This window comes from uncultured Campylobacter sp. (assembly GCF_938030145.1).
In the GTDB taxonomy this organism is placed as follows: Bacteria; Campylobacterota; Campylobacteria; order Campylobacterales; family Campylobacteraceae; genus Campylobacter_B.
The window spans coordinates 1-12,535 of the sequence record NZ_CALHGM010000034.1 but is presented as its reverse complement, the minus strand read 5'-3'; the positions used below and the strand labels follow the sequence as shown (position 1 = coordinate 12,535).

Here is a 12,535-nt window from a genome sequence, read left to right as displayed (position 1 = left end):
TTTTGTAAGCAAAAAATTATATAATTAGCACAAAATTTGGCTTGGAAAATCGATGGAAATTTTAGAAAAATTACAAAGCGGCGAGAGATTAAATTACGAAGACGGCGTGAAATTATGGGATTTAGATCTTTTCGATCTGGGCAAATTCGCCTTTGCTATTCGCAAAGAAAAAAACGGCAAAAACGTCTATTTCAACGCAAATCGCCATATCAATCCTTCAAATTTATGTGCAGATACCTGTAAATTTTGCGCATTTTCGGCGCACCGCAAGAACGAAAACGCCTATACGATGAGCGATGATGAGATCATGCGTATCGTGGACGAGACCGTAGCGCGCGGCACGAAGGAGATTCATATCGTAAGCTCGCACAATCCGTTTGTTACGCCGCAGCAATATTTGGGAATTTTCAAAGCGATAAAGCAAAAATATCCGCTTGTGCATATCAAGGCGATGACCGCGGCGGAGGTCGATTACTGGCGGCGAAAGTGGAAGATGAGCTACGAAGAGACGATAGAGCTGATGATGCAAAGCGGCGTGGATTCGATGCCCGGGGGCGGCGCCGAAATTTTTGACGAGGACGTGCGCGATAAAATTTGCAAAGGCAAGGTCTCAAGCGAGCAGTGGCTGCGTATCCACTCGCTGTGGCATGCGCGCGGGCGTCAGAGCAACGCCACGATGCTCTTTGGACATATCGAAAGCCGCGCTCACCGTATCGATCACATCTTGCGCATCCGCGCGCTGCAAGATGAGAGCCTAGCTCGCGCTAACGGCGGCGGTTTCAACGCCTTCATCCCGCTCGTGTATCAGCGCGAGAACAACTACCTGGACGTTAAGGGCTTTTTGGGCTCGGTCGAAATTTTAAAAACGATCGCGATTAGTAGAATTCTGCTCGACAACGTCGCGCATATCAAGGCGTATTGGGCGACCTCGACCTTAAATTTGGCTCTCGTAGCGCAGGATTTCGGCGCGGACGATCTTGACGGCACGATCGAGAACGAAAGCATTCAAAGCAGCGCCGGCGCCAGCAGCAAAAAAGGGCAGAGCAAGCGCGATTTTATCGATATGATCGGCACTGCGGGCTTTGTGCCGGTCGAGCGCGACAGCTTGTATAACCAGATCAAAATTTACGAATAAATTCTAAAGGAGGAGCAAGTGGAGAAATTCTTTCATCTCGCCGCGGCAAAAACGTCGGTAAGGCAGGAGCTTATCGCAGGGCTTACTACGTTTTTGGCGATGATTTACATCGTGCCAGTAAACGCTAACATTATGAGCATCGCAGGTATGCCGTTTGATGCGCTGGTTACGGCAACCGCGCTTATTACGATAATCGCGACGTTATTTAATGGGCTCTTTGCAAATACCCCCGTTGCGCTTAGCGTCGGTATGGGACTAAATGCATATTTTACCTTTGCGTTGTGCGTGGATGCGAAGATGCCGTGGCAGAGCGCACTTGGCATCGTAGCGATAAGCGGGGCGCTTTTTACCGTGCTTTCGTTTACGAACTTTCGCGTTTGGGTTATCAAATCTATCCCACTTGATCTGCGTCGCGCCATAAGCGCGGGTATCGGCGCTTTTATCTGCTTCATCGGACTTAAGCAGATGGGCGTCATCGCGCCTAGTCAGGCGACGCTAGTAACTTTAGGAAATTTAAAAGATCTAAACGTTTTGCTTGGAATTTTAGGCTTAGCGGTAGTGCTGGTGCTCTTCGTGCTTAGAATCAAGGCGGCGTTTATCTTAAGCATCTTGATTACTTCGTGCGTTGCGTGGGTGGCTGGAATTTCGCCCGCACCTCATGGCATCGTAAGCGCGCCAAGCGGCATAACGCCGATATTTGCTAAGTTAGATATCCCCGGAGCGCTAAAGCTCGCGTTCGTGCCTTTTATAATCACATTTTTCGTCACGCATCTATTCGATAGCATCGGCACTCTAACCGGCGTGGGAAACCGCGCAGGGCTTTTTGGAGAGAATAGTAAAGACGGCATGAAAAAATTATCTAGAAATTTAACCTCCGATGCGATAGGCAGCGTTGCGGGCGCCGTTATAGGAACGAGCACGGTTACTGCGTTTGCCGAGAGCGCCAGCGGCGTGGAGGCGGGCGGTCGCACGGGACTTACCGCGGTATTTTGCGCTATATTTTTCGTGCTGACGCTGTTTATGCTGCCGCTATTTAAGGCGATCCCAGCAAATGCAATCTATCCGATCCTCGTAATGGTCGGGGTTTTGATGTTTAGCGAGCTTGGCAAGATCGATTATAGCGACGCTGGAATTCTAATCCCTGCGTTTTTTATAGTATTTTTGATGCCTTTTACCTACTCGATCACCAACGGCTTAAGCTTCGGCTTTATCGCTTATATCGTAGTTAGACTCGCTCAGCGCAGGATAAAAGATTTAAATTTCGGCGTTTTGACGCTTGGCGCGATTAGCGTTTTAGTATTTTTAATGCATTAAATTTTAAGGAAAGATATGAGATTTTATAGTTTTGACGAGATGGATCGCGACGCAAGAGTTATAGCAAAGCAGGTTAGGGACGAATTTATGCCCGATGCAATCGTGGCGATCGCTAGAGGCGGGCTCACATTCGGTCACGCGCTAGCCAATGCGCTTGATATGCGGACGATATTTTCGATAAATTCCATCCACTACGCGGACACCAAAAAGCTCGACACCATCGACGTTTTCAACGTGCCCGATCTGGAGCTTTACAAGCGCGTGCTGCTGGTGGACGATATCATCGACAGCGGCGACAGTATGGTCGAGATCAAGCGCGTGCTGCTGGAGAAATTCCCGCAAATAGAGCTTAAAACCGCGGTGATTTTTTACAAACCTAAAGCGCTTATCCAGCCCGATTTTAAAATTTCAAAGACGGATGAGTGGATAAATTTCTTTTGGGAAAATTATACGATAGAGGAATGAAGCGGCGTGCGGTTAAATTTAGCGGCTAAATTTTAAAGGATTCGGCGGCTTAAATTTTATAAAATTTCGGCCATAGAATTTAGCCGTAAATCTAAAGTGCCCGCAGCAAGGATGAGAGTGAAGAAGCTTTATCAAAACGAAATTTTCGTGATCTCCATAATATGCCTGTTTCAGGGCATATTTTTGCTTTATGCGATCTCAAATTTAAGCATCAGCTACTACGAAGCCGAAATTTTTTATGAGAAAAAATCCCTCGTTTCGCTAATCGCAAATTTAAGCTGCGAAATTTTCGGGCGCAACGACTACGCCCTGCGCATACCGTTTATTTTGATCCACTTCGCAAACGCCGCGATGATCTATAAAATTTCAAAATTTATTCTAAAGCGCCGCTTCGACAGAGTGGTCGCTACGGCTCTATTTATGGCGCTTCCTGCATCGATGAGTAGCGCGATCTTGCTAAATCCCGCTGGCATCATCGTTTTCTTCACGCTGCTGGCGATCTATTTTGCAAAGAGCGAATACAATATCGCGCTTTTCGTGCTTCTGTCCGTTTGCGCCTTGATCGACCGCGCGTTTTTTATGCTCTACGTCGGCTTTGGAATTTGGGCGCTTTATAGGCGCAAAAAGGAGCTTTTGCTGCTTTGCATAGCGCTATTTAGCTTCAGCGTGATCTTTTACGACGTAAGCTCTGAGGGCAAGCCGAAGGGGTATTTTTTAGATACCGTGGGCGTTTTTGCGGGCGCATTTTCGCCTCTTGTATTTTTATTTTTCATCTACACGATCTATAGAATTTGGATCAAAGAGGAAAAGAGCCTGCTGTGGTTCATCGCCACGAGCGCGCTTTGTCTGACGATGCTTTTTTCGCTAAGACAGCGCGTGGCGCTTGAGATGATGCTGCCGTATTGCGTTATCGCTACGCCTTTGATCATTCGGGTTTTATTTAATTCATACCGCGTTAGATTGCCTAAATTTCGCACCTTTCACAAGATCGCCGTGGGTGTGACGCTGGTAAGCTTAGCGGTGAGTTATTTTGCAGTGATTTTTAGCGATGTGATGTATGAGGCGATGTTCGCAAATAAACCGCAGCGGCATTTCATCTATAAATTTGACGTAGCTAGGCAGCTGGCAAGTGAGCTAAAAAATCGTGGAGTAAAAAGCGTAAGCTGCGAAGACGAGAGGCTCTGCCTGCGCCTGAAATTTTACGGACTGCCTGGTGGGGACAGCGCTTTTATCTATGCGGATGAGCCAGAATATGTATCGGATCATAAAAATTCGATACAAAATATAGATATTTACAAGCGAGGCGTGCGAATTGCGAAATTTTATGTTAAAATATAAACAAAATTTTTATGAAAGGTAAAAATTATGAAAAAAGCATTTACTATGATAGAGCTGATTTTCATCATCGTGGTGGTTGGAATTCTAGCGGCGGTGGCGGTGCCTCAAATCAATCGAAATAGCCTTGTGGAGGCGGCAGATCAAGTAGCTGCTCATATTCGCTATACTCAGCAGCTGGCTATGAATGATAACAAATTCGATCCTAATGACCCGGATTGGTTTAAAAAGCTTTGGAGAATTCAATTTAGTTATACTACCGCCAAAGGTAGTGCCGAAGGTTGGACTTATACGGTGTATTATGATAGCACTATGAGCGGCAATCCTAACGGTAGTGTCGATCTGTCTGATCTGTCAAGAGTCGATTTTGCTACGGATCCACAAAATCCAAATAAAATTTTAAGTGCCGGCTTTCAAAATCAGGCGATGAATAGAAATGCCGAGAGGATTAATAAGAAGCTAAATCTTACAAAAACTTACGATATTAGAAATATCACATTTACTAATTGCGGAGCCCCTACTAATCAAACTATAGTCTTTGACTCATATGGACGTCCTATGGGACAAGTAGCAGACTCTACAGTGCCTTATGATAGGCTTTTTGTAGGTCAAAATCCATGCGTCATCACGCTTACCAATGATGCGAGAGAGACCGCTAGTATTACTATCGAGCCTGAGACCGGATACGTAAGATACACGCTAAATTCTAATACCGGTACAGCCGCGCAATAGGACCAATTAAATTTTAGTCGAATTTAAGCAAGCGCAAGGAGAATAATGAAAAAATACATAATGACGCCGATTTATTACGTAAACGATGTCCCGCACATCGGTCACGCATACACGACGATCATCGCCGATACGATGGCTAGATTTTACCGCCTGCAAGGGCACGAAGTATTTTTTAAAACGGGCACCGACGAGCACGGCCAAAAGATCGAGGAGGCCGCAGCCAAGCACGCTCAGAGCCCAAAGCAGTACGCAGACGGCGTAAGCGCTAAATTTAAAGACCTGTGGGACGAGTTTGACATCAGCTATGATATGTTTTCGCGCACTACCGATGCCGCGCACGAGGCGGCGGTGCAAAACGTATTTCGCAAGATGTATGAAAAGGGCGACATTTATAAGGGCGAATACGAGGGCAACTACTGCGTAAGCTGCGAGAGTTTTTTCCCTTCCGCTCAGCTAATCGACGGCGAGTATTGCCCTGACTGCGGCAAAAAGACTAAAATTTTAAAAGAGGAGAGCTATTTTTTCAGACTTAGCGCCTATGCAGACAGACTTTTAAAATGGTATGAGGACGAAAAGTGCATCCTGCCCCTAGGCAAAAAAAACGAGGTAATAAGCTTCGTAAAAAGCGGACTGAAGGATCTTTCGATCACGCGAACGGGTTTTGATTGGGGCGTTAAAATTCCGCCCGAACTGAACGATCCGAAGCACGTGATTTACGTCTGGCTGGACGCGCTGATGGATTACCTTAGTTCGCTTGGATTTTGCGCGGGCGGCGAGCGGATGGAGTATTGGAGCGACGCGCTGCATATCGTGGGTAAGGACATTTTGCGCTTTCACGCCGTTTATTGGCCTGCGTTTTTGATGAGCCTGGGACTAAATATGCCGCGCAGCATCGCAGCTCACGGCTGGTGGACGCGAGACGGCAAAAAGATGAGTAAGAGCCTTGGCAACGTCGTGGATCCGCGCGAGGTCGCAAACGCCTACGGGCTGGAGCAGTTTAGGTATTTTTTGCTGCGCGAGGTACCGTTCGGTCAAGACGGCGATTTTTCGCAAAAAGCGATCATAAACCGCGTAAATTCCGAGCTTGCTAACGAGCTTGGAAATCTACTTAGCCGTATCGTCGGCATGAGCGCAAAATACTCGGACTACGTCATAAATTCTAAAGACATGATGAAATTTTTCACCGCCGAGATCGAGGAAGCGAACTCCTATCTGAGTGCCGCACTTAACGCGCTTGAGGAGGTCGCTACCAATAGATACTTAGAGGAGCTTTGGAGAGCGCTTGCTCTTGCAAACGCTTCGATCGCGAAATACGAGCCGTGGAATTTGATGAAAAACGGCGAGCAGGCTAAGGCGTTGGCTCTCGTCGCATTGGTCGCAAATATTTTGGTTAAAGTCGCCGTGCTGCTAAGCCCTGCAATGCCGAAGACGGCGGCACGTATCGCAGACACGCTCGGCTTTGAAATATCCACGTTGCTTTATGAAAAGCTAGTGATTCGCGGCGAAATTTTAGATTTTAAGGCTAAGCCGTGCGAGCCGCTTTTTACCAAGATCGATCACGAGCTGATGCCGAAGGCGGACTACGATAGACTGGACGGCGCTGTAAATTCTACAAGCGGTTCCGGTACGGATGCCGCGGCAAAAGGCGCGCCAAGCTTAAACGCAAATGCTTCCGGCTCGGGCGCTACGGCGCAAGAAGCCCAAGGCGCAGCATCTGAAGCGCAGATTAAAATCGACGATTTTAAAAAATGCGTTATAAAAGTCGGCACGGTTTTGGAGTGCGAAAACATTGAGGGCAGCGAGAAGTTGTTGCGATTTATGATCGATTTGGGCGAGGAGAAGCCGCGTCAAATCATCAGCGGTATCGCGAAATTTTACGATCCCGCCGCGCTTATCGGCAAGCAGATCTGCGTGCTGGCAAATTTAAAACCCGCTAAAATTTTTAAACACACGAGCGAGGGCATGATTTTAAGCGCCGAGGACGGCAGCCTTACGCTGCTTAGCACCCTCGCGCCCGTAAAAAACGGCGCGATCGTAGGTTAGCAATGAAGGCTTTAGCGCGCAAGGCTTCGAAGCTCGCTATCTACGGCGCGGCTGGACTCTGTGCGCAAAAAAGCAGCGCTTCGGATAAAATTTTAAAGTTTTACCGCAGCTCCTCCCTCACCGCAAAGATCGGCGCGGGCGGGCTTGTATGCGCCACGCCTTTGGCGCTAAAGCTCGGCGCAGGGGCTGCTTTAAAATTTGCAGCGCGTAAAATTTTAACGCTAGGCGTTTGCGAGCTGTCGAAGTTCGCCGCTTTAAAATGCGCAAAGCTCGGTGCGTGCGCGGTCGTGCGCTCACTTTCACGCACCGATAAATTTACGGACGAGCGCACGAAAAAATATGCGAGTGCGGATGGCGAGAGCTCTAAAGCAAGCGTCACGCCGCGTAGAAAGCGCACGGCAAACGTTTCTAGCGCGAATGTTAAAAAAGACGCCTCGCTTTCCAAAAGTGCCTCTGCTAAAAAAAACGCAGCGATAAAAAGCGTGCCCGCAAAAAAATCTCCGCTTGCTAAAAAACCTACACCTGTCGCAAAAACCGCATCGACCGCCAAAAATATCGCAGTAGGTCTAGTCTCTACATCCACGGCAAAATCGCCATCTGTCGCAAAATCGGCATCCGTAAAAAGCACCGCGCAAAATAAAATTTCTGCAGCTGGCGCAAAATCGGCAGCGGCTAAAAGCACCTCTCAGAACGCAAAATCTCGCCGCATCGCAAAAAATACTGCTGCACCTGCCGCAATCGCCGCAAAAGAAGCCGCTGCATCCGGCGCAACCTCTGCATCTACCGCAAAGCAGCTGCACCGCGCTGCAAAGAGCGCGCCCTTTAAAAGCTCCGCCGCAGGGAAGTCGTAATGGTAAATTTATTAAATTTAACCCGTATCGTAAACGGAACGATGCTAAATAATCCTGCGATCTCCGCTGTCGAGAGCTTTGCGATTGAGCCTGCAAAGGTCGCGAAAAAGGGAGCTTTCATCGCACTCGGCGCAAACGAGCGCGACGTGCGCACCGCGATCGATAACGGCGCGTACGCGATCATTTTCGATAACAATTTCAAGCCGCTTAATGACGAGATCGCCTTTATCAAGGTCGAAAATTTATGCTCGGCGCTCGTACGACTGATAAAATTTCTGGGCGAGACGTGGCGGCACGGCTTCGTGCTGATAAACGAGGTGCAAAGCGAGATCCTGCGCTACACGAGCGTGCCGAAAAATTTGATGTTTGCGCCGCGCATCAAGGGCGAGCTTTTCATCAGCCTGCTGAACGCCAAAGAGAAAAATACCTACTTCACCACCGACGGCGATCTTTTGCAAAGCCTCGGTATCTCGCCCGTCACTATCCCCGCGAGCTATGATTTTAGGCTGCTTTACGGCGGCTCGATATTTTACAGCAGCTTCGTTTTCGGCGGGCTTTATTACTCAAACTTAATCTTTCCGCAGCTATTTTTGCCCGAGCTATGCGGCGTGATCGAGTATCTCTCGCGCAAAAACATACCCTTTAAATTTCAAAGCTTAAGCGCATTCGGCCATTTTGAACCGATTTTTGTGGATAGATTTTTTAACGTTAGCTCGCTTGGCGGCAGCTACCGCGCCTTTATCGCCGAAAGCGATCCTGAGCTTTTTGCGCGTGAGGCGGATTTTTTGCGGGCGAAATTCCGCGAAAAAATTATCGTCTGCGCCAGCTGGGAGGATCGCTTGGACGGCACTAAGATCGACTTTCGCTTCAATAAGCTAAGCGCGCTAAAGAGCCTGCCCGAGTTTCACTACGCGCTGGTTTTTGCGGAAAAGAGCGCGATCTTACAGCTTCTAAATCAAAAACCGCAAGAAAAAAATCTATTTTTTTAAAGGCAGCGGATGCAGAGCTTTGATGAAATTTTAGACGGAAATTTTTGGATAAAGAGGCTTTACGAAAACGGGCTATTGCGCGAGGTAAAGGAGCAGATCGGCACCGAGCTTGAGATAGCGCACGCAAGCTACATCGAGGTAAAAAGAGAGCGCTCGCAGGCGCTGCTTTTTACGAACGTGCGAAACGCGCAGGGCAAACAGATGCCGCCTGTGCTAACCAATATTTTTGGCTCCTTCGAGGCGTTAAATTTAATCCTCGGCCGCGAACCTGACGAAATTGCCGCTGAGATCGAGAGCCTGCTAAAGCCGAAACGTCCGCAAAACTTCGGCGAAAAGCTTGATTTTTTAGCGCACTTAATCTCACTGCGTAAAATTTTTGTAAAGCGCCTTAGCGGTCGCGGCGAGTGCCAACAGGTCGCGCATCTGGGCGCTGATGTAGATTTGGGCGAGCTTCCCGTGCTTAAGACCTGGGAGGGTGACGGCGGCGCGTTCATCACAATGGGGCAGGTCTATACGAAGGATCTAAACTCGCAAACGCAAAATCTCGGCATGTATCGCCTACAAATTTACGGGCGCGACCGCCTGGGGATGCACTGGCAGATCCACAAAGACGGCGCCAGCTTTTTCGACAAATACCGCAAAGCGGGGCGCAAGATGCCCGTATCCGTGGCGATTGGCGGCGATCCACTCTATATCTGGTGCGGTCAGGCGCCGCTGCCGAAGGGGATTTTTGAACTGCTGCTTTACGGCTTCATCCGCCGCAGCCCCGCTCGCCTCGTAAAATCGCTTACGAATGAAATTTACGTTCCCGCGGACGCTGATTACGTGATCGAGGGCTTTGTCGATCCCGCCGTAAGCGAGCCGGAGGGGCCTTTCGGCGATCACACCGGATATTACACGCCGGTAGAGCCATTTCCGGTGATGGAGGTTAGCGCGATCACGCACAAACGCGCGCCCGTATTTCACGCCACCGTCGTGGGCAAGCCGCCGCTTGAGGATAAATTTATGGGATACGCGACCGAGCGGATCTTTTTGCCGCTGTTTCGCACGAGCGCGCCCGATCTGATCGATTATAAAATGCCCGAAAACGGCGTATTTCACAATCTGATTTTGGCTAAGATCGCCGTGCGCTACCCCGCTGCTGCCAAACAGATCATGCACGCGTTTTGGGGCGTGGGGCAGATGAGCTTCGTAAAACACGCCGTTTTCGTGCCGCAGGACGCGCCGAGCTTAGATGAGTACGAAGCGCTTACGAAGTACGTCCTAAACCGCATAGGCGCGCGCAGCCTCGTTTTTAGCGAGGGTGTGTGCGATCAGCTCGATCACGCAAGCCCGAACTCCTGCTTCGGCGGCAAGCTCGGCATCGATACGACGGTTGATCTAAGCTCGCAGGCGCCGCAAATTTTAAGCGATGAGGAGCTACTAGCGAAATTTCAAAGCGAGGAGCCCGCTATTTTAGCGCTTAAGCAGCATTTTTGCGATACGAAAAACCCGCTTGTGCTGATAAACATAGACAAAAAAGAGCTCGTGGAGCGGAGCTGGCGGCGGCTTTTGAAATTTAGCAAGAATTTTAAAATTTTGATTTTTACCGATGCGATAAACGACGCGAGCAACCTCTATATGAGCGTTTGGCGCGTCGTAAATAGCATCGATGCGCTGCGCGATGTGTTTGTGGAGCAGGACGATCGCATCTGCATCGACGCTACGAGTAAGCACGAGTGGGAGGGCTATACGCGCCGGTGGCCGCAGGAGACGCTCTGCAGCCGCGAAGTCGTAGCAAGCCTCATAGGGCGGGGCATCGTGCAGGACGAGCCCGAGCTATTTAAGAAATTTGAAATTTTTTGAGGGCGTGGAACGAAATTTCACGCGGATTTGAAATTTTAAAATTTTAGCTTTGATTTTAAGGCCGCGCGTTAAATTTAGACGGAATTTCGTCTAAATTTACGGGCTCGAAGCGGTAAAATTTGATAAAATTTACCGCCATGCGAGGGCTAAAATTTTAAGGCGCAAAATTTACTGCGGCGGAAATTTTAAAATTTCAAAAATTTTTATAACGGCGCAAAAGCCCGATATAGCGCAAACAGACGCAAATTGAAAGGATAAAGATGATAGAGTGGATACAAAATTTTTTTAGCGGAGTGATTCCGAAGCTGCTGCTAAACGCGACGCTGGAGACGCTGTATATGACCTTCGTAAGCACGGCTTTGGCGTTTATTTTGGGGCTCGTGCTTGCGATCGTGCTTATCCTTACGCGCCGCGGCGGACTTTGCGAAAACCGCATCGTTTACGCCGTGCTGGATGTCGTGATAAACACGCTGCGAAGCTTCCCGTTTATAATTTTGTTGATCGTGCTCTTTCCGCTTACGAAGCTTCTTGTCGGCACGAGCATCGGCACCACTGCGGCGATTGTGCCGCTTACTATCGGCTCGGCGCCCTTTATCGCGCGGCTTATCGAAAGCGCGCTGCTGGAGGTAGATAGCGGCGTGATCGAGGCGGCGAAGAGCTTTGGAGCGAGCAAGACGCAGATTATCTTCCGCGTGATGTTCATCGAGGCGCTACCTAGCATCATCGGCGCGATTACTCTGACGCTTATCGTCATCATCGGATTTACGGCGATGGCGGGCACAGTCGGCGGTGGTGGGCTCGGCGACGTGGCGATCCGCTACGGCTTTCAGCGCTTCCGCCCCGATATAATGTCATACACAGTCGTGATCCTGATCGTGCTCGTGCAGATAATCCAAAGCATCGGAAATTTACTTTATAAAATCACGAAAAAGTAGGCTCAAACCCGTAGCTTAACGAGATATCAAATATTTTCTATTAGTATAAAATTGCAAAAAGTAGATCTTAAACTTATAGACCGTTCGTTTGTATAACCCGTTTACCAAACTATAAAATTATAAGAAAGGTAGGGTTTGCAATGCTATGAATACCGCTTAAAATTCTATATCGTAAGCAGTTAGATTTTTGCCTACCGTCAAGGTTTAAATTTTAGGCTTTGTGTAGCTGAAGCAAAGCTCGTGCCAAGACTTGTTTCGCGTAGAGTAAGCTTTATTTTTATAACAGGTCGCCTCTTTGAAGCGAACGATCGAAACTATGCTGGATAATTTTAAAATTCGCAGGCAAGATTTAGGCGCAGAATTTTAAAATTTAATTGCCTAAAATTTAAATTTAGCCTAAATCTTAATGAGAAGCGTAAGTTGAAATTTGAAATTCTAAGGCACGGAATTTTAAAATTTTAAAAATTTAGACCTTGCGAAATTTTGCTTATAAATTCTAAGACAAGCAGTTTTAAAATTTTATAATTTTAAGTTTTGCAAGATCTTTCTTATATAATTTCACTTTTACTTCGAAATTTCGTAGCTTACTTTTAAAATATAAAGCGCAGGATATAAATAAAAGGCACCAGCCTTAGCAAAAGCTAATAATGATGGTATTGCCGCTTTGACAAGCTTTTTTGGCTTTGGTAAAAGAACCTAATATTACGCCAGTTCTTTAAAAATAAAGCAGACTATGAAATTCCTCTGCGAATTGAGCCTACATTCTTTCGTATTGATAAATTTTAAAGCGGCATAGAATTTTATGAATTATCTTGTAGCGCTTGCGGTAAAATTTCACGCGGGCGGATACGGCGCGTTTAATAATATCGTTATCGCATAAGAGTGAAGCTG

The 12,535-nt window shown here is 47.8% G+C and carries 10 protein-coding genes; all 10 read left to right on the top strand.

Going from position 1 to position 12,535, the window contains the following annotated elements; all coding sequences use genetic code 11:
- Positions 1 to 52 precede the first annotated feature (52 nt).
- The 10 genes from mqnE to Q0323_RS07600 all read left to right on the top strand — a co-directional run bounded on the left by mqnE (position 53) and on the right by Q0323_RS07600 (position 11,644).
- Positions 53 to 1,135, top strand: coding sequence for an aminofutalosine synthase MqnE (gene mqnE, locus Q0323_RS07645; RefSeq protein ID WP_298053194.1), 1,083 nt, complete (start codon positions 53 to 55; stop codon positions 1,133 to 1,135).
- 18 nt (positions 1,136 to 1,153) lie between these two features.
- Entirely contained in the window at positions 1,154 to 2,449 is a 1,296-nt protein-coding gene (locus tag Q0323_RS07640; RefSeq protein WP_177386696.1) for an NCS2 family permease, read from the top strand.
- Positions 2,450 to 2,464: 15 nt separating this feature from the next.
- Entirely contained in the window at positions 2,465 to 2,914 is a 450-nt protein-coding gene (locus tag Q0323_RS07635) for a phosphoribosyltransferase (RefSeq protein WP_005871628.1), read from the top strand.
- A 111-nt stretch (positions 2,915 to 3,025) separates the two neighbouring features.
- Positions 3,026 to 4,252: a hypothetical protein gene (locus Q0323_RS07630; RefSeq protein WP_298053192.1), complete on the top strand. Its 1,227-nt coding sequence runs from the start codon at positions 3,026 to 3,028 to the stop codon at positions 4,250 to 4,252.
- Positions 4,253 to 4,279: 27 nt separating this feature from the next.
- Positions 4,280 to 4,981, top strand: a complete 702-nt coding sequence (locus tag Q0323_RS07625; protein WP_298053189.1) for a type II secretion system protein — start codon at positions 4,280 to 4,282, stop codon at positions 4,979 to 4,981.
- Positions 4,982 to 5,026: 45 nt separating this feature from the next.
- Positions 5,027 to 7,024, top strand: coding sequence for a methionine--tRNA ligase (metG, locus tag Q0323_RS07620; protein WP_298053186.1), 1,998 nt, complete (start codon positions 5,027 to 5,029; stop codon positions 7,022 to 7,024).
- Positions 7,025 to 7,026: 2 nt separating this feature from the next.
- Positions 7,027 to 7,875, top strand: coding sequence for a hypothetical protein (locus Q0323_RS07615; protein WP_298053184.1), 849 nt, complete (start codon positions 7,027 to 7,029; stop codon positions 7,873 to 7,875).
- The gene (locus Q0323_RS07610) at positions 7,875 to 8,864 is read left to right on the top strand and encodes a hypothetical protein (protein ID WP_298053182.1); all 990 of its coding nucleotides are present in this window, start codon (positions 7,875 to 7,877) and stop codon (positions 8,862 to 8,864) included. Before Q0323_RS07615 ends, Q0323_RS07610 begins: the two co-directional genes overlap by 1 nt.
- Before the next feature lie 9 nt (positions 8,865 to 8,873).
- Complete coding sequence (locus Q0323_RS07605) at positions 8,874 to 10,709, top strand: menaquinone biosynthesis decarboxylase (protein ID WP_298053180.1); 1,836 nt, start codon at positions 8,874 to 8,876, stop codon at positions 10,707 to 10,709.
- Between the two features lie 260 nt (positions 10,710 to 10,969).
- Complete coding sequence (locus Q0323_RS07600) at positions 10,970 to 11,644, top strand: methionine ABC transporter permease (protein ID WP_298053177.1); 675 nt, start codon at positions 10,970 to 10,972, stop codon at positions 11,642 to 11,644.
- The last annotated feature ends 891 nt before the right edge of the window (positions 11,645 to 12,535 follow it).

Excerpts from the sequence above, each read along its gene's own strand:
- mqnE (WP_298053194.1), top strand. The coding sequence starts at position 53 with ATGGAAATTTTAGAAAAATTACAAAGCGGCGAGAGATTAAATTACGAA.
- Q0323_RS07635 (WP_005871628.1), top strand. The coding sequence starts at position 2,465 with ATGAGATTTTATAGTTTTGACGAGATGGATCGCGACGCAAGAGTTATA.
- Q0323_RS07630 (WP_298053192.1), top strand. The coding sequence starts at position 3,026 with ATGAGAGTGAAGAAGCTTTATCAAAACGAAATTTTCGTGATCTCCATA.
- Q0323_RS07625 (WP_298053189.1), top strand. The coding sequence starts at position 4,280 with ATGAAAAAAGCATTTACTATGATAGAGCTGATTTTCATCATCGTGGTG.
- metG (WP_298053186.1), top strand. The coding sequence starts at position 5,027 with ATGAAAAAATACATAATGACGCCGATTTATTACGTAAACGATGTCCCG.
- Q0323_RS07615 (WP_298053184.1), top strand. The coding sequence starts at position 7,027 with ATGAAGGCTTTAGCGCGCAAGGCTTCGAAGCTCGCTATCTACGGCGCG.
- Q0323_RS07610 (WP_298053182.1), top strand. The coding sequence starts at position 7,875 with ATGGTAAATTTATTAAATTTAACCCGTATCGTAAACGGAACGATGCTA.
- Q0323_RS07605 (WP_298053180.1), top strand. The coding sequence starts at position 8,874 with ATGCAGAGCTTTGATGAAATTTTAGACGGAAATTTTTGGATAAAGAGG.
- Q0323_RS07600 (WP_298053177.1), top strand. The coding sequence starts at position 10,970 with ATGATAGAGTGGATACAAAATTTTTTTAGCGGAGTGATTCCGAAGCTG.